Here is a 23,786-nt window from a genome sequence, read left to right as displayed (position 1 = left end):
CCGAGGTCTACCGATTGGCACATGACCGATATTTCCGATAGCCGCGCCAAACGTAATGTTGCTGTGCTTGTGATCGCGCAGGCGATTCTAGGCGCACAAATGCCGATGATCTTTGTAGTTGGGGGGCTTGCGGGCAGCATGCTCACAACGAACCCGTGTCTGGCCACGTTACCGATTTCATTCATTGTTTTCGGATCAATGACCACAGCGCCGTGGATTTCGCCACTGATGCAGTCACGCGGCCGTCGGTTTGGATTTATGATCGGGGCAATCGGTGGAGCCGCTGGGGCAGCGATTGCGGCCTACGGGCTCTATAGCCAATCCTTCCTGATCTTGTTGATCGGGTCCTATCTGACTGGCATCTATATGTCGGCGCAGGGTTTTTATCGTTTTGCTGCAGCGGATTCCGCCTCTGACAGCTTCCGACCCAAAGCGATTTCTTACGTGATGGCAGGTGGTTTGATGTCCGCGATCTTTGGGCCGCAGTTGAACAAACTTGTTGGGGAACTGTTTGTCATACCGTTCCTTGGCACATACATCGCTATCATTTTCTTGAACCTCTTCGGGATGGTTCTGTTCTTCGGGCTCGACCTACCTAAAGGTACGAAAAGTGCGCCGCAACAGGCTGGTCCAACAGGCCGTACGCGTCGCGAATTGCTGCGTGATCCGCGTATCGTTGTCGCGATCATCTGCGCCATGGTCAGCTACGCATTGATGAACCTTGTGATGACGTCCACGCCGCTGGCCGTCGTTGGTTGTGGGTTCACGGCGGCAGACGCCAACGACATCGTATCGGCGCATGTCTTGGCGATGTTCGCACCATCCTTCTTCACAGGCCACTTGATTGCCCGCTTCGGTGTCGAAAAGATCATCGGGCTTGGTTTAATCATTCTTGCAGGCGCGGGTGCCGCGTCCTTGTTCGGGATCGAAGTTGGCGGCGGCGACCCCGCACTGTGGAGCTTTTACGCGGGTCTTATCCTTCTGGGTCTCGGATGGAACTTTGGGTTCATTGGGGCCACGACGATGTTGACGGCGACGCACCGGCCAGAAGAACGCGGTGTCGTGCAAGGTATGAACGACATGCTCGTCTTCGGCTTTGTGACAATTGCGTCACTGGCATCCGGCGGCTTGATGAATTGTTCTGGCGGGACGGCCGTCGAAGGGTGGACTGCCGTCAACTATGCGATGGTGCCCTTCCTGATCTTGGCAGGCGGGTCGCTTGTTTGGTTGGCACTGCGCGGCGGCAGAACCGAGGCCTAATTACCAACGGTTCAACAAAGTCCGACGCAACAAACCGCCCCGTTTGCGGAATTCGGAAACCGCGAGCGTGCCATCCACGACACGCCGTGGATCTGACACAACCTGCCGTAAAATCGGGGTCGTCAGCCAAGCGGCACGCAACGCGGGCACAGCTGGGCCAAAGGCAACATTGCGATGTTGTGTCAAGGCATCCAAGCCACGCTTGGCCCGCGCGACCAACACATCACTATCCAAATCGCCCGCAGCGGCACGTTTATGACCTATCAAGTCAGGGACAGCACGCATCCACAACGCGATGCCCATCGCTTCACCGACATCTGTCGCCGCGTCCAATACATCAGCACTGGCACCGCAGGCCCTTGCAGTCAGCGCCATCAGATGTCCTGACGTGCGGCGCAAATATGTGTCCAGGTCAAAGCCCACCTGATCAGTGTCGTTCGGATAAATATCAAACCTGCGGGCCGCGATCATTTCATCCAAAACGGCGGCATCCAATCCCGCCGCGTCAATCAGTGCGGCCAACGGTGCCGCAACTTCATGTGCCCGAACAGCTTTCCCAGCAACGGCATCCCCAACCGTATCGCGCCAGAACTGCAACCGCATTTCCGCGATCATCGGTTCTTGGGTTACAAACGGGGCCTTCGCGATTTCCAGGTTGAGCGCATACAACACGAATAATCCGCCGCGCACATCCGCAGGCGCCGCCATCGCAGCCAAGAACCGTTCGGGATCACCCGCTTCAACAAGTGCCGCACATGCGTTTATCGACATGTCATCGCTTTCATCTGTCCACAGAAAATCAAAACCTAAACTTTCGCGTCACGCACAAGTTTCCAGTTGATCGCATCGAGCAGGGCCTCAAATGACGCATCCACGATGTTGGCGGATACGCCGACTGTGGACCAGCGTTTCCCCTGCCCGTCTTCACTGTCAATGATGACGCGGGTCACCGCTTCGGTACCGCCGTTGGTAATCCGGACCTTGAAATCGACCAGACGCATATCATCAATGATATCCTGATAACGTCCCAAATCTTTGCTCAACGCACGGTTCAACGCGTTCACCGGACCCTGATCCGACCCATCGTCGCCTAGACTGTCCGAAACATTCAGAACCTTCTGCCCGTCGATCTTCACAACAACAACGGCTTCGGACAACGACACCATGTCGCCGCGCTTATTCATCCGACGTTCAACCGTGACGCGGTAGCGTTTGACCTCGAAGAACGCTGGCAATTGACCGAGTTCATCACGTGCCAACAATTCAAAGCTGGCCTGCGCGGTGTCGTAAGAATAACCACGCGCCTCTTGCTCTTTGATCCGGTCAAGGATGCGCGACAAAGCAGGATCACCCTTTTCAACAGTCAGCCCAGCATCCGACAACCGTTTGCGCAGGTTTGACTGTCCGGCTTGGTTCGACATCGGCACGATACGGCTATTGCCGACGGTCGCAGGATTGACGTGTTCGTAGGTCGTCGGGTTCTTCAGGATCGCGCTGGCATGTAGTCCCGCCTTATGCGCAAAGGCCGAGGCACCGACAAACGCGGCCTGCTTGGCTGGCACACGGTTCAAGATATCATCCAAGGTGCGCGATACTTTGCGAAGACCTTTCAATGCATCCAACGACACGCCAGTTTCAAACCGGCTCGCGAATGGTTCCTTCAGCAACAGCGTCGGGATGATCGTCGTCAGGTTCGCATTCCCACAGCGTTCGCCCAAACCGTTCAACGTCCCTTGCACTTGACGGACGCCTGCGAGAACGGCCGCAAGCGATCCTGCGACGGCCTGTTCGGTATCATTATGGGTATGAATGCCGAGCCGATCACCGGGAATACCGCTGGCGATCACATCGGTGACAATTTCAGCGATTTCAGCGGGTTGCGCGCCACCGTTCGTGTCGCACAGCACAATCCAACGACAGCCCGAGTCATGGGCGGCATGCACGGCACGCAGCGCATAGTCGCGGTCAGCTTTGTAGCCGTCGAAGAAGTGTTCCGCGTCGAATAACGCCTCGCGACCTTCCGCCACGAGATGCGCAAAACTACCCGTCAGGTTTTCGGTATTTTCGTCGAGCGTAATCCCAAGCGCGTCCGTCACATGGAATGCGCTCGACTTACCCACCAGACAAACGGCAGGCGTGCCCGCATTCATCACAGCCGCCAACACATCGTCATTCGCGGCAGAGCGCCCCGCCCGTTTGGTCATGCCAAAGGCCGTCATTGTCGCGCGGGTTTTTGGGGCGGCATCAAAAAAGTCGCTGTCGGTCGGGTTTGCACCGGGCCAACCACCTTCAATGTAATCAACCCCAAGCCCGTCCAGCATTTCAGCGATCTGTTGCTTTTCGGCCGTAGAGAATTGGACACCTTGAGTCTGCTGACCATCGCGGAGCGTTGTGTCGTAAAGGTACAGGCGTTCTTTAGTCATCACGCTTGGCCCCACATCCCGAATTTCCGCAAAAATTCATCATAGCAATCCCTGAAGTTTCTCTGCGTCAAACCCAACCGATGGCGTCAATGTTACACCTTCTTTCGACATTTTGACTTCCACTCCCGCGTCGGTCAGTTGCTTTTTCAATGCGTCTAACAGCCCAAAGTCTTTGGTTTCCATCGCCGCCGCACGAACGTCATTAAATCGGTCAACGACCGGAGTTAAGTCAACTCCTTCGCGAATTCGACCAAGCTCAATTGCAGACAACTCGACATGGGCAGCCAGGCTACAAGCGGGCAATGACAAAAAACGAGCAGAAGCGGCAAATTCACTCCATTTGCGCTGAGTAAATAACTTATGCAGGATCGAAATAGCACCCGGTGTGTTAAGATCATCAAACAACATTTCAAGGAATTCCGAGTTCGGCGAAACAGACGTATCAACCTCAAGAAACGGTACAAGGTCCGGGTTATTCCACCGCATCAATAAATTGAATGCCTCAACCCGCTTCGCCTCTGTCCAATCCATCGGCTTGCGATAATGCGTTCCCAACATCACAAACCGGATCACCTCACCCGGTACACCTTGGTCCAGGAGATCGCGGACCGTAAAGAAGTTGCCCAGCGACTTGGACATTTTCTTGCCTTCAACCTGCAGCATCTCGTTATGTAGCCAGTAGTTCGCAAACCCGTGACCCGCACATTTGGACTGTGCGATCTCGTTTTCGTGGTGCGGGAATTGCAGGTCGTTGCCGCCGCCGTGGATATCAAACCGCGCGCCTAGCAACTCGTACGCCATGGCAGAGCATTCAATGTGCCACCCCGGACGCCCTCGTCCCCATGGGCTGTCCCAACCCGGTTGGTCGTCGGTTGAGGGCTTCCACAGCACAAAATCCATCGGATTGCGCTTGTAGGGTGCGACCTCAACCCGCGCGCCCGCGATCATGTCATCGACGGAACGGCCCGACAAAGCACCATAGTTTTTGTAGCTCTCAACAGCGAACAGCGCATGGCCTTCAGCCTCGTAGGCGTGGCCCTTCGCGATCAAATCCTCGATCATCGCAATCATCGGCGCAATCCATTGCGTCGCGCGCGGCATCGCCCGTTCGTGGTCAGTCCCTTTGATCGACGGCCGCAATGCTCCGACTGCGGCCATATCGTCGAGATACCACTGGGTTGTCTCGGCTGTGATCTCACCAATCGAACGCCCGCTTTCCGCTGCCCGCGCATTGATCTTGTCATCCACGTCGGTGAAATTGCGAACGTAAGTCACGTGGTCTTCGCCATAGGTGTGCCGCAACAACCGGTAAAGCGTATCAAACACAATCACGGGCCGCGCGTTCCCGAGGTGGGCGCGATCATAGACCGTCGGCCCACAGACATACATCCGCACGTCGTCCTTATCCAAAGGCACAAAGTCCTCTTTGCGGCGGGTCGCGGTGTTATGCAGTTTGATCGTCATGGTCTTACCTAATCTTGGCCCAAGGGCAGCCCAACGCGGGGCAAACGGTTTTCGCCTGCGGGCTTAACGACTTCAAGGATCAGATGAAACGTGAAAGAGCAGCCCGCGACGGTGTCAGCAGGAAATAATAATACAGCAAATGATGCAGCGGTGGCTCTTCATGCGGTATGGGTAGCAGCGGAGCTGCGTTGCGTCTAGTCTTTCGTCACGCAGCCAAAGGACACGGCCATGACCAGAGAAGAGATCGACGCACTTTGCGGAACCCATGCAGGCGCCACAGCATCCGACCCCAGCACCGAATTGGATAGCTGGAAAGTCGGAGGCAAAATGTTCGTGTGTTTCGGGGACCGGATCGACGGGTTCTGCACGAAAACCGACAGCATAGAGACTGCGCAAATGCTAATCGACGCCGGAGCCGCGACGAAGGCCCCCTATTTTCATAAATCTTGGGTGTTGGTGGGATTTAACGTCGACGCCGAAGAAGCGGCCCACCGGATCGCTGTCTCTTACGACATTATCCGCAAGGCGCTCCCTAAGAAGATTCGCGACACCCTTTAGTTTTTGGTGGCGGCCCCAAGATCAGGAGCCGCTACCAAGCTATTGATTAAGCGCCGTTCCACGCCCGATCACCCTGCGCGTCTTTCACGCGTGTGGGCAATCCGATGTCGTCGAGCAAGGTGAACAATGGCTTCGGGTCTAATTCTTCGACGTTGACCATCGTACCGCTGTCGTAGGTCCCGTCTGCAATCAGCATAGCCATCGCAACAGGTGGCACACCTGCGGTGTAGGAAATGCCTTGGCTACCGACTTCGTTATAGGCGTCTTTGTGATCGGCGACGTTGTAAACGAACACCTCGACCTCTTCGCCGTCTTTGGTGCCTTTGACCAAATCACCGATGCAGGTCTTACCAGTGTAATTCGGCGCGAGGCTAGATGGATCGGGCAGTACGGCTTTCACAACCTTCAAAGGCACAACTTCTAGGCCTTCTGCCGTCGTGACAGGCTGTTCGGAGAGCAAGCCAAGGTTCTGTAGAACGCTGAACACATTGATGTAATGATCACCAAAGCCCATCCAGAACCGGATATCAGCCTGCGGGTAATTCGCGGCCAGCGAATGCACCTCGTCGTGTCCAGAGATGTAGGCCTTTTGTTTACCGACGACGGGCAGATCCCATTCGCGGCCCACTTCGAACATCTTGTTTTCCTGCCACGCGCCGTCCTGCCAGCTGTAAACAGTGCCAGTGAATTCACGGAAATTGATTTCTGGGTCGAAGTTGGTCGAGAAATACTTGCCGTGATTGCCCGCGTTGATGTCGACGATATCGATAGATTTCACATCGTCCATGAATTCATCCACGGCAAAACGGGCAAACGCATTCACCATACCCGGATCAAAGCCAGCACCCAAGATCGCTGTCACGCCAGCGGCGGCACAATCTTCACGACGTTTCCATTCGTAATTGCCATACCAAGGTGGCGTTTCGCATATTTTAGTCGGATCTTCGTGGATCGCTGTGTCGATATAAGCCGCACCTGTCTGGATGCAGGCCTCCAGCACAGTCATGTTCACAAAGGGCGAACCGACGTTAATCACAATCTGCGCGCCCGTGTCTTTGATCAAGGCCACAACTGCAGCCGTATCCATGCCGTCAACTGAGTGGGATTTGAAAACACCGTCCTGTTTCATCGCGGATTTTTCATGCACGCTGGCAATGATCGCGTCGCATTTTTCGATGGTTCGGCTGGCGATATGCAGATCGCCCAGAACATCGTTATTTTGTGCGCATTTATGCGCGACGACTTGTGCGACGCCACCAGCGCCAATGATCAGGACATTGCGTTTCATGTATCCAAGAGACCTCTTATGATTATGCGTTAGGAAAGGGCTGCAGCGAAATCGCTGTAATCGAAATCACGCACCATTCGCGTGGTGCCATCTAGTTCACGGATTGCAATGCTGGGCATCTTGACCCCGTTGAACCAATTCTTCTTGACCATCGTGTAGCCTGCGGCATCCTGAAACGAAAGCCGATCGCCGGCTTTCAACGGCGCATCAAAATGGAATTCGCCAAAGATATCGCCCGCCAAACAGGATTTCCCGCAGATCATCCATTCCTCTGACCCGGTGTCAGGGCTGATCTTGGCCGGTTCGCGGTAGATCAAGAGATCCAGCATATGCGCTTCGATTGAACTATCGACGATGGCAAGGTTCTTGCCGTTGTGCATCGTATCGAGAACGGTCACCTCGAGCGTGGCTGCCCCCGTGATCGCAGCCTCGCCCGGTTCGAGGTAAACTTGGATGCCAAAGGTTTCGGCAAATTGTTTGAGCCGCGCAGCCAGCTTTTCAAGCGGATAACCCTCACCCGTAAAGTGGATTCCACCGCCCAAGCTGACCCAATCCATCTTATGGATCACATCGCCGAAACGATCCTCAATAAGCGTGAGCATCTCGTCAAAACGGTCATAGCTGTCATTTTCGCAATTGTTATGAAACATCAGACCGCTGATCTGATCCGCCACCGCGTCAATCGCGGCAGGGTCATGTTCACCCAAACGACTGAAGGGCCGCGCGGGGTCGGCCAAATCGAAATCAGACGTAGATACCCCCGGATTCACGCGCAGACCTCGGATATGTTCCTGTGAAGCGTCCGCGAACTTGTTCAATTGCCCGATAGAGTTGAAGATAATCTTGTCGGAACACTCCAAAACCTGTTCGATTTCGTGATCCGCGAAGGCCACAGAATAGGCATGGGTTTCACCCGCAAACTTTTCGCGCCCCAAACGGACTTCGTACAAGGACGAAGACGTCGATCCATCCATATATTCAGACATGAAATCGAACACGGACCACGTGGCGAAACACTTCAGTGCCAACAGACACTTTACGCCCGATGCTTCGCGCAACCACGCGATTTTTTCCATGTTCGGCAACAGCCGCGATTTGTCGATCAGGTAATATGGTGTTTGCACAGCGTGATCTCTCAGATGCGCCGCACATGCGGCTTGGGCCATGAACATATGAAGCCGTTGATCCGCGCAAAAGTGGTGCACAATTCAGCGTTTCAAGTCTTTTGGCTCCGTCGCAAATTTGGTGCGGCGATGCAATCCAAAACATCACGATTGACGGGAGGGGACTATAGCGCCCCTGCCCGTCTAGTGTTAGACGTAGATTAAGCGTAGCAGATCACTTCGATTTCAATGTCGTTTTCATCCGTGAAATAGAACCTGCGTCCCGGTTCATAATCGGCGTGGCTTGTTGGGGTATAACCAAGGTCTTTGACACGCGTCTCGACCGCATCCAGATCATCCACGACCACACCAATGTGGTTCAAACCCGATAGCCGGTTATAGCTGCGCCCTTCCAAGGGCGTAGGGCTGTTCGTACTGCCCGTATACAGCGCCAGATATGTGCGTTCCGTCCCGACATGCACCGTGTAACCTTCGCCCGCCATTGCTTCACCTTCCCAACGGATTTCCCATCCGAAAAGTGTATTCAGAACTCCGGCCATCTTCGTAGGGTCCGCCACAGTCACGTTGATATGTTCAAGTTCAGCCATCATTTTTCTCCGGATTTTTTGGATGTGTTTGGGGTTGGCATCGTGATCATGACAGTTCCTGATTGGGCATCGTGATCCCAGCCGAATTGATCGCGCGACAGTGCCGATACGCCTGCGCCTAAAACGACATGCCTACGTGCAAATGGGTTTCTCATGAATATTCCTCTTGGATTCGTTTGATAAATCCTTTTTCATTTCTCAAGTTAACTTGAGTTCAAGGATTATTTTCATGGCTACCAACTTCTCCCAAGGGCTAACGATAGGCGATCTTGCTGATCGTACGGGCCTTGCCGTGTCAGCGATCCGGTTTTACGAAACCCACGGCATCGTCCATCCGGTGCGCAACACAGGTGGACACAGACGATACGGACGACACGATCTGCGCCGACTGTCATTCGCCATGGCGGCCCAAAGGCTTGGGTTCGCGCTGGGCAAGATTGCGGAGCTACTGGCCGACCTCCCCGATCACAAAGCACCGACAAAGCGCGATTGGACCCGCATTTCTAACGGATTTCGCGCGGATATCGAAGCGCGGATCGCTGCCCTCGAAGACATGCGCGACAAGTTGGATGGGTGTATCGGTTGCGGCTGTTTAAGCCTCAAGTCCTGCCAGCTTTACAACCCCGCCGATGTCAAAGGTGAAGAAGGGCCCGGACCGCGGAATTTGGTGATTACAACGGATTGACTTTGGACTGTTGCTTATGGCCCTGTGCGGACATGAAAGTATCAAACAGATTAAACACCATTAACGGTGATGGCGACGACGGTTGGGGGCTCTTCTACCGGTCGCGCAAAATGATTACGGATGGCGTCAAAGTCACGGAATTGACCATCGGCGAACACGACGTTCGCACCGACAAAAGCATCCTTGATGCGATGCATGCCTCTGCGGTTGGAGGACACACAGGCTATGCGATGATCCCCGGCACGGATGCGTTACGCGATGCCGTTGCCGATCGCATCCAGACGCGGACAGGTGTTCCAACAACGCGTGATAACGTCATGATCACACCGGGTGGTCAATCGGCGCTTTATGCGACACATCTGGCCGCTCTCGATGCGGGCGACACGGCCCTTTTCATCGATCCACATTACGCCACTTATCCCGGCACGGTACGCGGTGTTGGCGGTGTACCTGTCGCCCTCAAGGCATCGCCTGACAACGATTTTCAGCCGCAAATAGATGAACTGGCCGCTGCCGCAGCTGATCCACGTGCCAAGTCGTTGTTGATCAATACCCCAAACAATCCAACGGGCGTCGTCTATAGCCAAGAAACGCTCAACGGGATCGCGCAGGTGTGCAAAGATCACGATCTTTGGCTGATTTCCGATGAAGTATACGACACCCAAGTCTGGGATGGCGAACATACCTCACCACGGACCCTGCCTGATATGGTCGAAAGGACGATGGTTGTGGGGTCGATGTCCAAAAGCCATGCGATGACAGGCAGCCGTGTTGGCTGGGTCTGCGCACCTGCGTATATGATCACTCACCTAATCAATCTGGCGACCAACACCAACTATGGTGTCCCCGGATTCATCCAAGATGCTGCCCTGTTTGCGCTGAATGCAGGTGACGCGTTGGAAGCACAGGTGGCAGCCCCCTTTGAGCGCCGCCGCGCTTTGACGTTGCAGGCGCTTGAAGGCCAGAATGTCGTGCGGGCTGTTCCCGCCCAAGGTGCGATGTACGTGATGCTGGATATTCGGGCCACCGGAAAAAGCAGCTGGGATTTCGCCAACGCATTGCTGGACGAAGAACATATCGCTGTAATGCCGGGGGAGAGTTTTGGATCAGCCGCCGCAGGCCATATCCGTGTCGCGATGACGATAGATGACGACGCGTATGTGGATGCGATCAATCGGCTTGTTGCATTTGCGAAGGCATGCATAACTTAAACGGCGCTGGGCTTTAAACATGTCGCGTGGCGCTGTCTCTCACCGAAAGGACAGACCATGACCGATATCGGAGCCCAGTTCCGCGCCCTCCACGTTCCCGGCAGACCCTTCATCCTCGCAAATGCATGGGACATCGGATCGGCCAGAATGCTTGCCGCGCTCGGCGCGCAGGCCTTGGCGACGTCATCTGCCGCGCATGCGTTCACGCTGGGCAAACCGGATGGCGGTACGCTGACAAGGGATGTTGCGTTGGCCCACGCGCAAGACATTGTGGCGGCGACATCATTGCCGGTGCAAGGCGATTTTGAAAATGGCTTTGGCGACGATCCAGAGACATGTGCCGAAACAGTTAGACTTGCTGCCGAAACCGGTCTGGCGGGCATCTGTATCGAAGACATCGCGCTTCCATCGGATAACGCCTACGATTTTGAGCTATCGGTCGAACGGATCAAAGCGGCAACTGCAGCTGCACGGGCATTGCCTAACGATTTTGTTCTGACCGCGCGTGCCGACGGAATCTTGCGCGGTGTATACGACACCGACGAAGCAATCCGCAGGCTACAGGCCTACGAGGCTGCCGGTGCAGATTGCCTCTACGCGCCGATGCCCAAAACAATGGACGATCTCGCGAAACTGACCCAATCCGTGTCGACACCAGTCAATGCATTGATCGCGGGACCATACACCCAATCTGACGTCGCGAGTTTCGCGAAGCTGAACGTGGCACGACTTTCTCTTGGCTCATCACTCGCGCGGATCACGCATCGCGCGATCTATGATGCCGCCAAAGAAATGTTCGAAGATGGCGGGTTTACCTTGCTTGGCAAGGGTATCAGCAGCGATAAGGTGGATGCGTTACTATCAAAGGAATAAACACCGCTCCTGATCGGGACGGTACAGATACGGCAGCGATCCATTTCAAAGAAACGCTCCGAAGAAAACAAACCTAAAGCAAGAAGATAGAATAGCGACGGCGCCACCGAAAAATGGCGACGCCGCCGAATTTTTGATAGTCTTAGAAGTTATAAGACACACGCAGACCAACTGTGTCGGCTGTGATGTCCGCACCGCCGTTAAAGTCTTCGAACTCGTGACGCAGCACTTCACCACCGACTGTAAAGCTGTCTGATACAGCGTAGTCGACACCCAGACCGTAGAAATAGCCGTTGTCGTCGTCACCGTTCACTGTGGCTTGCGCTACACCTGCTGTTACATACGGCAAATATGCGCCCGCATCGTAACCCGCGCGAACTTTGGCACGCAGAACCTGTTCAAGTTCAAGACCTGTCGCGTCGTTCACGAAATCATCTGTGCCGACGGCTTCCAATTCGGCACCAAGGACAACGTTGCCCATGTCGTAGTTATAACCGATGTGGCCACCAAAGGTCGTGCCTTCGAAATCGCCAGTCACGCCGTCTGCATCGACGTCACCGTAACCCAAAGACAGACCGCCGTAAGCGCCGGACCAGTCGCTACCGTAAGATACAGGTGCCGCAACGGCGACTGGTGCTGGGGCTGCAGCAGCTACTGGCTCAGCAAGGCCACCGGCCGTCGCAAATGAACCCGCAACAGCCAATGGGGCAGCGATCAAAGCAGTTGTAAGTGTACGTTTCATAATCATTCTCCGTTCGTGAGTGTGTGTCGTTGTGGTCTGACAACTGGTCACTTCGGTATTGGTTCAGATTTTTTTAAGGGGTCTCACAACTGTGTGAAAAAGCGCGATCAAAACGCGCTGAAAATCGCTGATCTTACAAAAAGCCGCGCACCATGCGCCAAACACGACATGTCGTCGCATTTGGAATAGACCCTAACGTTTTTTGCGCAAAACTAACGCATAGGGAGGCGCAATGACGCAGCATCGGCCAAAATACGTGAGGGTTGCCCGTACAATCGGGGCACGCCGCGGTCGCGCAGCGCGAGGGCGTCCGAAATTGGACTGATCATCCAAATTCAATTTCCAAACTGCGAAAGATCAAACCCATGAACGATGAATCAACAGCACCACGCCGCAGTCGCCCTGCCCGAAGCGGTGGTCGTGCAGCACGTCACGCTATGCGGGCGGCCCCGCTCACACGCGACAAGCAGCCCATCAAAGCGGGCATGTCCGGTGGAACCTACAATCCATTGTCACAACAAGACATGGAACGCATTTACGAGGCGGCATTGGTCGCCTTGGAACAGATCGGGTTGTGCGATGCCCCTGAAAGCGGCGTTGCTGTCATGACTGCCGCAGGTGCGACCCTAGGCAAAGACGGGCGACTGCGCTTCCCTCGGGCCTTAGTAAAGAAGATGCTTGGGCTGGCACAAAAGGATATCACGCTACACGCCCGCGATCCGCAGTATGATCTGCACCTCAGCGGTACAAAGGTCCATTACGGAACAGCTGGGGCCGCCGTACACATGGTCGATGTTCTTGGCCGGAATTATCGGGAAAGCACCCTGCAAGACCTGCACGACGCAGGCCGTATCGTTCAGGAATTGGACAATATCCACTTTCTGCAACGGCCGATGGTCGCCCGCGATGTTCCAGACAATCGCGAAATGGACCTAAACACGATCTATGCCTGTTGCAGTGGCACATCAAAACACGTCGGAACGTCATTTACGGAACCGGATTTCGTCGCGGATGCACTGGAAATGCTCGCGATGATGGCTGGCGGTGAGGACAAATGGCGGGAAAGACCCTTTGTCCTGAATTCCAACTGCTTCGTTGTCCCACCTATGAAATTCGCCACAGAATCCTGCCAAGTGATGGAACATTGCATCGCGGGCGGGATGCCTGTGTTGTTGCTTTCGGCAGGCCAAGCTGGTGCCACGGCCCCTGCCCCGATTGCGGGGGCTATTGTCCAAGCAGTCGCCGAATGTCTTGCTGGAGTGGTCTATGTCAATGCAATCAAACCGGGCCATCCGGCGGTCTTCGGCACATGGCCGTTTGTGTCTGATCTGCGAACGGGTGCGATGTCTGGCGGGTCGGGCGAACAGGCTTTACTGACTGCGGGCTGTGCCCAAATGCACCGTTTTCTGGGTGTGCCGGGTGGCGCTGCCGCAGGGATCGCAGACGCGAAGCTGCCAGATATGCAAGCGGGTTGGGAACAGATGTGTTCCAACGTCATGGCGGGTTTGTCAGGTCTAAATATGGTTTATGAGGCCGCAGGGATGCACGCGTCTTTGCTCGGATTTTGCTTTGAGTCATTGATCCTTGGTGACGATCTACTGGGTCAAGCAATGCGCTGTGTCCGTGGGATCGAAGTCACCGACGAAACGCTTGGCTTCGCGACGATGAGCGATGTTTGCCTGAACGGGCCGGGTCATTACCTTGGCTCTGATCAAACGCTCGGTTTGATGGAGACCGAATATGTCTATCCCGTTGTCGCTGACCGCACATCACCCAAAGAATGGGCTGAAAAAGATAAACCTGATTTGATCGCACAGGCCATCGCCCGCAAAGAAAGCATCCTGAGCAAACCGTCAGCAGTTGCGTTCCCTGCGGATGTTGATGCGGCAATTCGGGCGAGGTTTAACATCCATCTGTCGCCAGTCGGCTAAATGATGTTGGGGGGCGGTGCCCCCCGCGTCGTAGTCGCGATAATCTTGCTAGCCTATTGAATTCGGGCGTGATAAAGTGCCGCCGGACACCGCAGCTTTGACGCCCGTAGTGTTCTGGCACGACGTTGGCAATCCGCGCGCCACGCGCACGGCCAAATACGCAAAAGCCTGCGCTTCCAGCATATCGCCATCCAGCCCCACGTCTTCGACTGGGATCACCGCGCAATCCAAACTGGCAGCGAGCATCGCCATCAAGGTCGGATTGCGTCGTCCGCCGCCCGTCACTAGAACGCGCTTCGGCGGCGCTGGGCAATGGCTGATGCTATGCGCCACACTCATCGCTGCGGCAGCGGTCAAAGTCGCTGCGGCATCCGCGTCAGACAAATCCACGACCTTTGCTGTCAAATCAGCAAAGTCATCGCGATCGAGTGATTTTGGCGGTATTTTGTAAAAATACGGGTTGTTCAGGAACTGTTCGATGATGCTTTCGTCCACAACGCCACTTTGTGCCAATTTGCCGTCTGCGTCACAAGCCTCACCGCGTCTGCTTTGCATCAAATCATTCAACGGGGCATTCGCCGGACCGGTATCGAAGGCCAATAATGCCCCATCAGCATGTGGTTCCCTCACGGCAGGATCAATCCACGTCAAATTTCCCACGCCGCCGAGGTTCAGAAACACGAGCGGTTCGGTCGCTTTGATGTACTGGGCGAGTGCGAAATGAAAGAACGGGGCCAACGGTGCCCCTTCGCCGCCAAGCCGCACATCCGCACTACGGAAATCCCACACGACGGGTTTTTCCAAGACCTCAGCCAATACCGCACCATCGCCGCATTGATGCGTGCCGCGCCCGTGCGGATCATGGGCCAGTGTCTGGCCATGAAATCCGACCAGCTCTGCATCCTGAAAGTCGTGCAGCACTTGCGCATGCGTCGTCTCAATCAGTTCAGCCACGGCGTCCACGTCATCGTCTTGCCATTTCCCTAAGGCTGCTTTGAGCACGGACCGTTCGGCATCAGTGTACGCCCGATAAGCAACAGGTCCGAATTCACTAATCGTTACCCCGTCGGTGACGATTTCCGCCGCATCCACCCCATCAAGTGATGTCCCAGACATCGCCCCAACCGACCTGATCGGCTCTGACTTCAACATGTGCTTTCCCTACCCGAACTTGCGCCTTATAGACTGCACTGCACACGAGATGGGAACAAGATATGACCTACCACCCCAAGTCCGAATTTATCGCAATCATGATGGAACGCGGCTTTTTGGCCGATTGTACCGACTATCAAGGTTTGGATGATGCGTTCTCGAAGGGGGTCGTTCCTGCTTATATCGGCTACGATGCGACGGCAAAGTCACTGCATGTTGGCCATTTGATGAACATCATGGTGCTGCGTTGGCTGCAAAAATGCGGTCACAAGCCGATCACATTGATGGGTGGCGGCACAACAAAGGTCGGCGATCCATCGTTCCGGTCTGATGAGCGGCCGTTGCTGGATGACGCCGCAATCCAGTCAAACATCGACGGTATGCAGCAGGTATTTGCGAAATATCTCGACTACGGCGACGCGGACACCGACGCGATGATGCTGAACAACGCAGAATGGCTGGACGGGTTGAACTACCTGTCGTTCCTGCGCGACATCGGCCGTCATTTCAGCGTGAACCGGATGCTGTCGTTCGAAAGCGTAAAATCTCGGTTGGACCGCGAACAAAGCCTGTCATTCCTCGAATTCAACTACATGATTTTGCAGGCGTATGATTTCCTTGAACTGAACCGCCGGTATGGCTGCTTGCTACAAATGGGCGGATCGGATCAGTGGGGCAACATCGTCAACGGGATCGATCTGACCCGTCGGGTCTTGGATCACGAGATTTACGGGCTGACCACGCCGCTTTTGACCACATCTGATGGGCGCAAAATGGGGAAATCCCAAGGTGGCGCGATTTGGCTGAACGACGAAATGCTCAGCTCTTACGAGTTTTGGCAATTCTGGCGCAACACGACGGATGCGGACACGGGCAAGTTCCTGAAAATTTTCACTGAACTGCCAGTTGAAGAATGCGACCGTCTGGGCGCGCTCGAAGGGTCCGACATCAACGCGGCCAAGATCATCCTCGCCAATGAGGTCACGACCTTGCTCCACGGCGCGGATGCCGCGAAAGCGGCGGAAGCGACGGCGCGTGAGGTCTTTGAAAAAGGCGGCGTTGGGGATGATCTGCCAACGCTGACGTTGTCGGCGGATGATCTGGGCGACGGCATGTCCATCGTGCAGGTGATCGTCAAAGCGGGTCTGGCCGATTCCGGCAAAGCCGCTAAACGTCTGATCGGCGAAAACGGCGCAAAACTGAACGATGAGCCTTTGACCAACGCCGGTCTGATGATTGACGCTGCAGCACTTGCCAGCCCAATCAAGCTTAGCGCGGGCAAAAAACGCCATGCATTGGTCCAATTGGGCTAAGTCAGCAGATCCATTACGCTGACGACAATGACGAATGGTATTGAAACGGCCGTCGCAACCAATGCGGCGGCCAATTTTGTGGGGCGTGGTCCATGGACGACGACGCCTGCAACACGGTGACGTTTCAGCCGGATGTCTTGTGATGATTTCATGGACAATCTTTACCAGTATTTAGGTTTCCATCTATTTAACTCGCGCACATGAAGATTGATCAATCGACGTTTCAGACGCCGCATCACCAGCCCTTGCAACAGCACCCTCATTTCGCAGCTGCGCTGTCCGGAATGGGCCAACCGATGACGTCCTACTTCCTGCCCGAAGATGGATCCGCGCAGGTGTTTTCACGTCAGCTTTGGCCGCTTCGCAAACCATTCAAGATGATGTCGCGCGGGCCGTTCTGGCCCACTCCACCGTCCGAAAAAGCGCAATTCGACGCCGTCTGCATGCTACGCGATGAAAATGTGCGGGTCATAAACGCCGAAGATGTGGCACCTGCTATTCTGACGGCTGCCGGATACCGTCAGATCATGACGCCGGCCAGTGTGGCGGTCATGGATTTGCGGCACGGACCAGATGTCAGACGCGCGCTCATGTCGATCAAATGGCGCAATGCACTACGCAAATCTGAATCCGCCGATCTGCGTATCTCAACACGCAGCTATCAAAACACGACCGACAAATGGCTGCTTGACGAAGATGAAAAACAACAGGCCGCGCGCGGGTATCGCGCCTTGCCTGCCGCTGTCACGCAGGCCTATTCCGTGATGAACAAAGGTCAGGCCATTATCGTCACCGCGTCACGCGTCGCCGTTCCGATTGCTGCAATGATCTTCTTACGCCACGGATCAGCGGCAACATATCACATTGGCTGGACGTCGGATGAAGGGCGGGAATGCAATGCGCATAACCTGTGTTTGGCAACCGCAATGGACAGCTTACAAGACCTTGGCACAGACGTGCTGGATCTTGGATCAATTGACACAGTCACGTCGCCCGGAATCGCGCGGTTCAAACTTGGTGCGGGGGCGCAGGTCAAAACGCTTGGCGGTACGTGGCTGCATTTAGGATGCTTTCGAAAATCAGCATCGTATTGAGGTGGCTTGCAAAACATGGCGTGCCTGATCATGGTTTGGCTTAATACCAATCCAGATCATAAGGCCGCACCATGCCATCATACCGCGTTTACGACGTCTTCACTGACACAGCTTTTGGCGGCAATCCGTTGGCGGTCTTCCCTGACGCAAAAGACATCCCCGAAGCGACGTTGCAGAAAATCGCCCGCGAATTCAATTTTTCGGAGACGACATTCGTCTTTCCGCCAGATGATCCCGCCCATACTGCCAAAGTCCGCATTTTCACGCCGACGCGCGAAATCGGTTTTGCAGGGCATCCAACGATTGGAACGGCCATTGCGCTTTCTGATCTCGGCCATGACGAACCCATGGTTCTGGAACTGGGCGTCGGCCCGATCCCTTGCACTGTCACCAAAGACGGCGCGAGTTTCACGACAAGCGCACCGCTCGATATTATCGCGCATCCATCGCTGGAATTGGTCGCTGCCGCAATCGACATCTCCCCAGAGCAAATCAAAACTGAAACGCATGCACCCACACAGGCCAGCTTGGGTCTTGAATTCGTGTTTGTGGAACTGAAATCACGTGCAGACCTTTCCGCCTGTACCCCTGTGACCGACGGGTTCAAAGCAGGAGCCGCGGTCCATCCGGCTGGATTAGATTTTGCAATTTTCGCCTATGTCCGCAATAGCAACCGTCTGGACGCGCGCATGTTTGCCCCGCTTGATAACATGCCGGAAGACCCTGCGACCGGCAGCGCCTGTGCCACCGTCGCGGCCCTGCTAAGCGAATTTGCCGGCGAACCACTGTCGTTCGACATTCACCAAGGCGACGACATGGGACGCCCGTCGCGGATCAAAGCAACGGCCCTGCCTGGCCAACCTTATCCGATCAAGATTGCCGGAAATGCTGTTCTGACGATGGAGGGGCAATTTGTCGGTTAATCCAACGCCGGTCACGGCGCTCGATATTTTTGCAGATGGCACATCGAAACCGGTCACGGACCCGACTGCGTCGCCGGTCGACGGTGCTGCGTTTCGCTGGCTGCATTTTGATTTGCATACACCCGAGCTGGAGCAATGGTGCCGCGAATATCTCCCGCCGCTTGCCTTTCGCACGCTTCTGGCGCCCCGCACCAGACCACGCGTTGATATCCATGACGACGGTATCTTGCTGACCATGCGCGGGATTAACCTGAACGATGGCCAAGAAGTCGAAGACATGGTTTCACTGCGCCTTTGGGCCACGCAGAACCTTGTCGTGACGGTCAGAAAACAACGAATTTTTGCGCTTGATGACATCAAAAATCAAATCACAACAGGCGACGCGCCAGACACGCCTGCCCGCTTGATCGCGCGGATCACCGAACGACTTGTTGATCGGATCGAGACAGTGTCACTCGACCTCGAAGACCGTGCTGAAGACATGGAAAACGCGGTCTATGACAGGCAGGCACCACCACCGTCCGAACTTGCCCCCTTGCGCCGATCAGTCATCACCTTGCGTCGCCATGTCGGGCCGTTGTCCGAGGCGCTGGTTGACCTTGCTAAGATCGAAACGCCGCTTATTTCCAAGGCCTTTCGGAATAGATTCCGGCATACAGCAAACCGCGCAAAAAGATCCGTCGATGAAGTCCACGAAGTGGGTGATCGACTGACCGCGCTTGCCGATCATGTGGAACTGCAACAGGACGGTCGTTTGGCGCGTAACAGTTATGTCTTGTCCGTGATCGCAGCCATTTTCCTGCCGCTCGGTTTTTTAACGGGCCTGTTTGGCGTCAATGTCGGCGGGGTGCCGGGCATGAACAACCCCGACGCCTTTTTGATCCTTTGTGGTGCTATGGTCGCAATTGGCGTGATTTTGTATATCGTTTTGCGGTGGATCAAGTGGTTCTAAGACTAGCCAGATCAGCCGGCACAGTCTAAAGGGGCGGCACCAACGGAAAGGGCCAGTGATGAGCAGCGGAATATTGCAAAAATGCGAAGCCAAAGGCCTGCGTATGACCGAACAACGCCGGACCATCGCGACAGTTCTCGAAGCCGCAGACGATCATCCTGATGTTGAAGAACTGTATAACCGTGCTGTTCTGGCCGATCCGAATATATCGTTGGCCACCGTGTACCGCACGGTCAAACTGCTTGAGGAATCCGGCATCCTTGAAAAGCACGAATTCGGTGACGGGCGTGCGCGGTACGAAACTGCCGACCGCGAACACCATGATCATTTGATCGACATGCATTCAGGTGAAGTGATTGAATTTGTCGACCCCGACATCGAAGCCTTACAGGAAAAAATTGCTGCAAAGCTCGGATATCGCCTGATGGGTCACCGTCTGGAACTTTATGGTGTGCCTGTCAAAAAACCGTAATCAATACCGTGGCCACTGGCGCTGCCGCGACTTTACTCGCCAGTGCAGTCACCGACGCCCACCCCATCACAAATAGACAAAATCGCATTTCAAATCCCCAGATGATGCACAATTTTATCCTCCTAGAATTGGATGAAGACAGGCATTCATCAAGGCAGGGAATCCAGACCCTTTTGTTTCCGCCTCCCGCCATGTAACGCAGGGTCAGGACAACCTTGAGGATCACCCACATGGACAATTTTCGCGGTGCGATGCTGATGGTCTTGGCCATGTTCGGCTTCGCTGTCGAAGACATGTTGATCAAACAGATGGCAGCGGGCCTTGCCGTTGGTCAGGTGATCACGGTTTTGGGCATCGGCGGTGCGATCATCTTCGCATTTATCGCTAAATCCTACGGTGATAGACTGTGGTCCCCCGATATGTTGAACCCCACTTTGATGCTGCGCAACGGGTTCGAAATGTTCGGCACCCTTGGTTTTGTTGCCGCCATCGCGCTCACCCCTATTTCAACAGCATCCGCGATCCTGCAAGCCACACCTTTGGTTGTGACGCTCGGGGCCGCCTTGTTTCTTGGTGAAGCCGTTGGATGGCGTCGGTGGCTTGCTATCGGCATTGGCCTGTTTGGCGTCTTATTGATTATCCGTCCGGGCATGGACGCTTTTGACCCAAAATCGTTGCTCGCTGTGATGGGCGTGATCGGCCTTGCCGGACGTGACCTTGCGACACGCCGGATCAAGGCGACGATTTCATCACGTGTCATCGCCTTTTATGCTTTTGTCGTGTCCATCTTTACGGGACTGTTGTTACTGGCATTTGGCGTCACCGGATCAAGCTGGTCGATGCCCGGAACAGTCGACACCTTCCGCCTGATTGCGGCCGTCTTCATTGGTGTGGCCGCCTACTACGCCATTGTGGCCGCCACCCGGATCGGGGAAATGTCGATCATCGCTCCGTTCCGGTATTCACGCCTGGTCTTTGCACTGGTCATCGGTGTTTTCGCTTTCCAAGAAAGTCCTGACCGCCTGACCCTGCTGGGTGCATTCATCATCGTAGCATCCGGCATTTATACCCTGTGGCGCGAGGCAAAGCTCCGCCACGCTTCACCTTCTGACCCAACCGCGCTATAGAACCGCTAACGCTAACACAGCCGACCTTAGGAGCCTCCCATGAGCACCATTATCGACATCCACGCCCGCGAAATTCTTGACAGCCGGGGCAACCCAACTGTCGAAGTCGACGTGACACTTGAAGACGGCACAATGGGCCGCGCTGCTGTGCCATCAGGCGCATCCACCGGTGCGCACGAGGCAGTTGAAAAACGCGATGGCGACAAAGGTCGTTACATGGGCAAAGGCGTGCTGGAAGCCGTCGCGGCCGTGAACGGTGAAATCGCCGAAGCCATCCTTGGTTTCGACGCGACAGAACAAGTCGGCATCGACATGGCGATGATCGAACTTGACGGCACACCAAACAAAGCCCGCCTTGGTGCAAACGCAATCCTTGGTGTGTCCATGGCAGTCGCCAAAGCCGCTGCTGACTACACAGAACAGCCGTTGTTCCGCTACATCGGCGGCACATCCGCGCGCACCCTGCCCGTACCAATGATGAACATCATCAACGGTGGCGAACACGCGGACAACCCGATCGACATCCAAGAATTCATGATCATGCCGGTCTCCGCGACCAACATCCGTGAAGCCGTGCGCATGGGCTCTGAAATCTTCCACACGCTGAAGAAAGAACTGACAGCAGCTGGCCACAACACGGGTATCGGCGACGAAGGCGGGTTTGCGCCAAACATCGGATCAACCCGTGAAGCGCTTGATTTCATTATGACGTCAATCGAAAAAGCAGGCTATAAAGCAGGCGAAGACGTCTATCTCGCATTGGACTGCGCAGCGACGGAATACTTCAAAGACGGCAAATATGAACTCAAGGGCGAAGGCAAATCCCTGACGTCAGAGGAAAACGCCGAATACCTCGCGCAATTGGTCAACGACTACCCGATCATTTCCATCGAAGATGGCATGGACGAAGACGATTGGGATGGCTGGAAAGCTCTGACCGATAAAATCGGCGACAAGGTGCAACTGGTTGGCGACGATCTGTTTGTGACAAACCCAGCGCGTTTGGCTGACGGGATTGCTAAGGGGTCTGCGAACTCCATGCTGGTTAAAGTGAACCAAATCGGGACGTTGACCGAAACACTTCAGGCGGTCGATATGGCGCACCGCGCACAATTCACCAACGTAATGTCGCACCGGTCCGGCGAAACAGAAGACGCAACAATTGCCGATCTGGCTGTTGCGACAAACTGTGGCCAAATCAAAACCGGCTCCCTGTCCCGTTCTGACCGTCTGGCAAAATACAACCAGCTGATCCGCATCGAGGAAATGCTGGGCGAAACTGCGGTTTACGCAGGCCGTTCTATCCTGAAAGGCTGATATGACCGCCGATGCGATCATCCAAAAACTGAACCTCGCCCCCCATCCGGAGGGCGGGTTCTACCGCCAGACGTGGATTGCCGACAATGATGGCCGTCCTGTTGGCACTGCGATCTATTTCCTATTGAAAGACGGCGGCTCCAGCCACTGGCACACCGTCGATGCCACTGAAATCTGGTTCTACCACGCAGGCGCACCGCTGATCCTGTCGATCTCCGAAACCGATGCAGGCCCCGCCCGCGATATCCGTCTTGGCCCCGATGTTCTGAACGGTGACCAACCGCAGGGCATCGTTCCGAAAGGCCATTGGCAAGCCGCCCGCACCACGGGCGACTACACGTTGGTCAGTTGCACCGTTTCACCGGGCTTCAGTTTCGACGGTTTTCACCTCGCCGCGCCGGACTTCGACATCCCGCGCGGTTAGCCCCTTCTTTTGGTTTCAAATATCTCGGGGTTTGGGGCAGCGCCCCAAGACGCCAATTACCGATCGCCAAACATATCGCCTAAACCACCAAGGATAGACCCTTCACCTTTGCTTCCACCCGGCCCTGCCGCGCGCATGATCCGATCAGCCAATCGCGAGAACGGCAAGCTTTGGAGATAAACCGTGCCCGGTCCGCGCAACGTCGCAAGGAAAATCCCTTCTCCACCAAACACCATCGACTTCAGGTTTCCCGCGCGTTCGATGTCGTAATCCACACCACCCGTCATCGCAGCAAGACAGCCCGTGTCCACGCGCATCACCTCGCCGGGTTTTAGATCCCGCTTAATGACCGTGCCGCCCACATGAATGAACGCCATGCCATCACCATTGAGCCGTTGAAGAATGAAACCTTCACCACCAAAAAAACCTGCGCCGAGCTTTTTCTGAAACGCAATATCTGTAGATGTCCCAAAAGCCGCGCAAAGAAATGCATCTTTCTGACAGATCAGTTCCCCACCCAATTCAGCCATGTTCACAGGAATGATCTTACCCGGATACGGTGCTGCAAACGCGACCCGCTTTTTGCCCTGCCCGTTGTTTGTGAAATGGGTCATGAAAATCGATTCACCGGTCAGAACGCGTTTGCCAACGTTCAACAGCGAATCCATGATGCCGCCGGATGGCCGCGATCCGTCGCCCATGCGGGTTTCAAAACCGATTCCGTCTTCCATGTAATTCATCGCCCCAGCTTCGGCGATGACGACCTCTTGCGGGTCAAGTTCGACCTCTACAATCTGCATATCGTCGCCGAAAACTTCATAATCTACTTCATGGCACCGCATTCTAAATCTCCTGAATAAATCTAC

General features: G+C 55.1%; 25 protein-coding genes. 14 read left to right on the top strand and 11 right to left on the bottom strand.

The genetic code is table 11. The features are described from left to right. The first annotated feature begins 21 nt into the window (after window positions 1-21). On the top strand, window positions 22-1,260 hold the full coding sequence (locus K3729_10210; GenBank protein UWQ97859.1) for an MFS transporter: 1,239 nt from the start codon (window positions 22-24) through the stop codon (window positions 1,258-1,260). On the opposite strand, the gene K3729_10205 is transcribed toward K3729_10210, so the two are convergent. The 3 genes from K3729_10205 to cysS are packed head-to-tail and all read right to left on the bottom strand — an operon-like array spanning window position 1,261 to window position 5,147. Next, window positions 1,261-2,031, bottom strand: coding sequence for a squalene/phytoene synthase family protein (locus K3729_10205; GenBank protein UWQ97858.1), 771 nt, complete (start codon window positions 2,029-2,031; stop codon window positions 1,261-1,263). It abuts the gene before it with no gap. A gap of 35 nt (window positions 2,032-2,066) precedes the next feature. Next, entirely contained in the window at window positions 2,067-3,683 is a 1,617-nt protein-coding gene (cimA, locus tag K3729_10200) for a citramalate synthase (GenBank protein UWQ97857.1), read from the bottom strand. A 39-nt stretch (window positions 3,684-3,722) separates the two neighbouring features. Then, entirely contained in the window at window positions 3,723-5,147 is a 1,425-nt protein-coding gene (cysS, locus tag K3729_10195; GenBank protein ID UWQ97856.1) for a cysteine--tRNA ligase, read from the bottom strand. A gap of 228 nt (window positions 5,148-5,375) precedes the next feature. Between cysS and K3729_10190 the strand changes: the two genes are divergently transcribed. After that, entirely contained in the window at window positions 5,376-5,705 is a 330-nt protein-coding gene (locus tag K3729_10190) for an MmcQ/YjbR family DNA-binding protein (GenBank protein UWQ97855.1), read from the top strand. Window positions 5,706-5,751: 46 nt separating this feature from the next. Here the strand turns inward: K3729_10190 and K3729_10185 are convergent, their stop codons facing one another. The 4 genes from K3729_10185 to K3729_10170 all read right to left on the bottom strand — a co-directional run bounded on the left by K3729_10185 (window position 5,752) and on the right by K3729_10170 (window position 8,859). Next, window positions 5,752-6,993 carry a saccharopine dehydrogenase family protein gene (locus K3729_10185; protein ID UWQ97854.1) on the bottom strand — a complete coding sequence of 414 codons (1,242 nt, stop codon included), beginning with the start codon at window positions 6,991-6,993 and terminating at the stop codon, window positions 5,752-5,754. Window positions 6,994-7,022: 29 nt separating this feature from the next. After that, entirely contained in the window at window positions 7,023-8,117 is a 1,095-nt protein-coding gene (locus tag K3729_10180) for a carboxynorspermidine decarboxylase (protein UWQ97853.1), read from the bottom strand. Between the two features lie 200 nt (window positions 8,118-8,317). Then, window positions 8,318-8,707, bottom strand: a complete 390-nt coding sequence (locus K3729_10175) for a VOC family protein (GenBank protein ID UWQ97852.1) — start codon at window positions 8,705-8,707, stop codon at window positions 8,318-8,320. Beyond that, window positions 8,704-8,859: a hypothetical protein gene (locus tag K3729_10170; GenBank protein ID UWQ97851.1), complete on the bottom strand. Its 156-nt coding sequence runs from the start codon at window positions 8,857-8,859 to the stop codon at window positions 8,704-8,706. Before K3729_10170 ends, K3729_10175 begins: the two co-directional genes overlap by 4 nt. A gap of 74 nt (window positions 8,860-8,933) precedes the next feature. On the opposite strand from K3729_10170, the gene soxR reads away from it, so the two are divergent. Genes soxR through K3729_10155 form a run of 3 tightly spaced genes read left to right on the top strand, consistent with a single transcriptional unit; the run spans window position 8,934 to window position 11,473 of the window. Continuing rightward, window positions 8,934-9,389 carry a redox-sensitive transcriptional activator SoxR gene (gene soxR / locus K3729_10165; protein ID UWQ97850.1) on the top strand — a complete coding sequence of 152 codons (456 nt, stop codon included), beginning with the start codon at window positions 8,934-8,936 and terminating at the stop codon, window positions 9,387-9,389. A gap of 32 nt (window positions 9,390-9,421) precedes the next feature. Continuing rightward, window positions 9,422-10,600 (top strand): pyridoxal phosphate-dependent aminotransferase, encoded by a 1,179-nt coding sequence (locus K3729_10160; protein ID UWQ97849.1) that lies wholly within the window; start codon window positions 9,422-9,424, stop codon window positions 10,598-10,600. Window positions 10,601-10,657: 57 nt separating this feature from the next. Beyond that, window positions 10,658-11,473 carry an isocitrate lyase/phosphoenolpyruvate mutase family protein gene (locus tag K3729_10155; protein ID UWQ97848.1) on the top strand — a complete coding sequence of 272 codons (816 nt, stop codon included), beginning with the start codon at window positions 10,658-10,660 and terminating at the stop codon, window positions 11,471-11,473. Between the two features lie 142 nt (window positions 11,474-11,615). Here the strand turns inward: K3729_10155 and K3729_10150 are convergent, their stop codons facing one another. Continuing rightward, window positions 11,616-12,215, bottom strand: a complete 600-nt coding sequence (locus K3729_10150; GenBank protein ID UWQ97847.1) for a porin family protein — start codon at window positions 12,213-12,215, stop codon at window positions 11,616-11,618. A 365-nt stretch (window positions 12,216-12,580) separates the two neighbouring features. Here K3729_10150 and K3729_10145 point away from each other — a divergent pair, with 365 nt between their 5' ends. Further along, window positions 12,581-14,146 (top strand): trimethylamine methyltransferase family protein, encoded by a 1,566-nt coding sequence (locus K3729_10145; GenBank protein ID UWQ97846.1) that lies wholly within the window; start codon window positions 12,581-12,583, stop codon window positions 14,144-14,146. A gap of 48 nt (window positions 14,147-14,194) precedes the next feature. On the opposite strand, the gene K3729_10140 is transcribed toward K3729_10145, so the two are convergent. After that, window positions 14,195-15,298 carry an anhydro-N-acetylmuramic acid kinase gene (locus tag K3729_10140; protein UWQ97845.1) on the bottom strand — a complete coding sequence of 368 codons (1,104 nt, stop codon included), beginning with the start codon at window positions 15,296-15,298 and terminating at the stop codon, window positions 14,195-14,197. 62 nt (window positions 15,299-15,360) lie between these two features. Here K3729_10140 and tyrS point away from each other — a divergent pair, with 62 nt between their 5' ends. Beyond that, entirely contained in the window at window positions 15,361-16,611 is a 1,251-nt protein-coding gene (gene tyrS, locus K3729_10135; protein UWQ97844.1) for a tyrosine--tRNA ligase, read from the top strand. Here the strand turns inward: tyrS and K3729_10130 are convergent. Then, a complete protein-coding gene (locus tag K3729_10130) occupies window positions 16,608-16,763 on the bottom strand; it encodes a hypothetical protein (GenBank protein ID UWQ97843.1) in 156 nt (51 codons plus the stop codon). The genes tyrS and K3729_10130 overlap by 4 nt on opposite strands. A 48-nt stretch (window positions 16,764-16,811) precedes the next feature. Here K3729_10130 and K3729_10125 point away from each other — a divergent pair, with 48 nt between their 5' ends. From K3729_10125 to K3729_10095, 7 genes are all read left to right on the top strand, one after another. Then, on the top strand, window positions 16,812-17,705 hold the full coding sequence (locus K3729_10125; GenBank protein UWQ97842.1) for a GNAT family N-acetyltransferase: 894 nt from the start codon (window positions 16,812-16,814) through the stop codon (window positions 17,703-17,705). A gap of 71 nt (window positions 17,706-17,776) precedes the next feature. Further along, on the top strand, window positions 17,777-18,628 hold the full coding sequence (locus K3729_10120; protein ID UWQ97841.1) for a PhzF family phenazine biosynthesis protein: 852 nt from the start codon (window positions 17,777-17,779) through the stop codon (window positions 18,626-18,628). Then, the gene (locus K3729_10115) at window positions 18,618-19,580 is read left to right on the top strand and encodes a zinc transporter ZntB (GenBank protein ID UWQ97840.1); all 963 of its coding nucleotides are present in this window, start codon (window positions 18,618-18,620) and stop codon (window positions 19,578-19,580) included. The genes K3729_10120 and K3729_10115 overlap by 11 nt, the downstream gene beginning before the upstream one ends. Before the next feature lie 58 nt (window positions 19,581-19,638). Then, window positions 19,639-20,052 (top strand): transcriptional repressor, encoded by a 414-nt coding sequence (locus K3729_10110; protein ID UWQ97839.1) that lies wholly within the window; start codon window positions 19,639-19,641, stop codon window positions 20,050-20,052. Window positions 20,053-20,282: 230 nt separating this feature from the next. Continuing rightward, window positions 20,283-21,179, top strand: coding sequence for a DMT family transporter (locus K3729_10105; GenBank protein UWQ97838.1), 897 nt, complete (start codon window positions 20,283-20,285; stop codon window positions 21,177-21,179). 39 nt (window positions 21,180-21,218) lie between these two features. Beyond that, window positions 21,219-22,496 (top strand): phosphopyruvate hydratase, encoded by a 1,278-nt coding sequence (gene eno, locus K3729_10100; GenBank protein UWQ97837.1) that lies wholly within the window; start codon window positions 21,219-21,221, stop codon window positions 22,494-22,496. A gap of 1 nt (window position 22,497) precedes the next feature. Next, window positions 22,498-22,920 (top strand): cupin domain-containing protein, encoded by a 423-nt coding sequence (locus K3729_10095; protein ID UWQ97836.1) that lies wholly within the window; start codon window positions 22,498-22,500, stop codon window positions 22,918-22,920. 56 nt (window positions 22,921-22,976) lie between these two features. Here the strand turns inward: K3729_10095 and K3729_10090 are convergent, their stop codons facing one another. Further along, the gene (locus K3729_10090) at window positions 22,977-23,762 is read right to left on the bottom strand and encodes a TIGR00266 family protein (GenBank protein UWQ97835.1); all 786 of its coding nucleotides are present in this window, start codon (window positions 23,760-23,762) and stop codon (window positions 22,977-22,979) included. Window positions 23,763-23,786 lie beyond the last annotated feature (24 nt).

This window comes from Rhodobacteraceae bacterium S2214 (assembly GCA_025141675.1).
In the GTDB taxonomy this organism is placed as follows: domain Bacteria; phylum Pseudomonadota; class Alphaproteobacteria; order Rhodobacterales; family Rhodobacteraceae; genus Yoonia.
Note: the sequence above shows the minus strand (reverse complement) of the source record. Positions and strands in the feature narration are given on the sequence as shown.

What these genes read in the sequence shown, in the direction of transcription:
- K3729_10210 (UWQ97859.1), top strand. Translation starts at nt 22, where the DNA reads ATGACCGATATTTCCGATAGCCGCGCCAAACGTAATGTTGCTGTGCTT.
- K3729_10205 (UWQ97858.1), bottom strand. Translation starts at nt 2,031, where the DNA reads ATGTCGATAAACGCATGTGCGGCACTTGTTGAAGCGGGTGATCCCGAA.
- cimA (UWQ97857.1), bottom strand. Translation starts at nt 3,683, where the DNA reads ATGACTAAAGAACGCCTGTACCTTTACGACACAACGCTCCGCGATGGT.
- cysS (UWQ97856.1), bottom strand. Translation starts at nt 5,147, where the DNA reads ATGACGATCAAACTGCATAACACCGCGACCCGCCGCAAAGAGGACTTT.
- K3729_10190 (UWQ97855.1), top strand. Translation starts at nt 5,376, where the DNA reads ATGACCAGAGAAGAGATCGACGCACTTTGCGGAACCCATGCAGGCGCC.
- K3729_10185 (UWQ97854.1), bottom strand. Translation starts at nt 6,993, where the DNA reads ATGAAACGCAATGTCCTGATCATTGGCGCTGGTGGCGTCGCACAAGTC.
- K3729_10175 (UWQ97852.1), bottom strand. Translation starts at nt 8,707, where the DNA reads ATGATGGCTGAACTTGAACATATCAACGTGACTGTGGCGGACCCTACG.
- K3729_10170 (UWQ97851.1), bottom strand. Translation starts at nt 8,859, where the DNA reads ATGAGAAACCCATTTGCACGTAGGCATGTCGTTTTAGGCGCAGGCGTA.
- soxR (UWQ97850.1), top strand. Translation starts at nt 8,934, where the DNA reads ATGGCTACCAACTTCTCCCAAGGGCTAACGATAGGCGATCTTGCTGAT.
- K3729_10160 (UWQ97849.1), top strand. Translation starts at nt 9,422, where the DNA reads ATGAAAGTATCAAACAGATTAAACACCATTAACGGTGATGGCGACGAC.
- K3729_10155 (UWQ97848.1), top strand. Translation starts at nt 10,658, where the DNA reads ATGACCGATATCGGAGCCCAGTTCCGCGCCCTCCACGTTCCCGGCAGA.
- K3729_10150 (UWQ97847.1), bottom strand. Translation starts at nt 12,215, where the DNA reads ATGAAACGTACACTTACAACTGCTTTGATCGCTGCCCCATTGGCTGTT.
- K3729_10145 (UWQ97846.1), top strand. Translation starts at nt 12,581, where the DNA reads ATGAACGATGAATCAACAGCACCACGCCGCAGTCGCCCTGCCCGAAGC.
- K3729_10140 (UWQ97845.1), bottom strand. Translation starts at nt 15,298, where the DNA reads ATGTTGAAGTCAGAGCCGATCAGGTCGGTTGGGGCGATGTCTGGGACA.
- tyrS (UWQ97844.1), top strand. Translation starts at nt 15,361, where the DNA reads ATGACCTACCACCCCAAGTCCGAATTTATCGCAATCATGATGGAACGC.
- K3729_10130 (UWQ97843.1), bottom strand. Translation starts at nt 16,763, where the DNA reads ATGAAATCATCACAAGACATCCGGCTGAAACGTCACCGTGTTGCAGGC.
- K3729_10125 (UWQ97842.1), top strand. Translation starts at nt 16,812, where the DNA reads ATGAAGATTGATCAATCGACGTTTCAGACGCCGCATCACCAGCCCTTG.
- K3729_10120 (UWQ97841.1), top strand. Translation starts at nt 17,777, where the DNA reads ATGCCATCATACCGCGTTTACGACGTCTTCACTGACACAGCTTTTGGC.
- K3729_10110 (UWQ97839.1), top strand. Translation starts at nt 19,639, where the DNA reads ATGAGCAGCGGAATATTGCAAAAATGCGAAGCCAAAGGCCTGCGTATG.
- K3729_10105 (UWQ97838.1), top strand. Translation starts at nt 20,283, where the DNA reads ATGGACAATTTTCGCGGTGCGATGCTGATGGTCTTGGCCATGTTCGGC.
- eno (UWQ97837.1), top strand. Translation starts at nt 21,219, where the DNA reads ATGAGCACCATTATCGACATCCACGCCCGCGAAATTCTTGACAGCCGG.
- K3729_10095 (UWQ97836.1), top strand. Translation starts at nt 22,498, where the DNA reads ATGACCGCCGATGCGATCATCCAAAAACTGAACCTCGCCCCCCATCCG.
- K3729_10090 (UWQ97835.1), bottom strand. Translation starts at nt 23,762, where the DNA reads ATGCGGTGCCATGAAGTAGATTATGAAGTTTTCGGCGACGATATGCAG.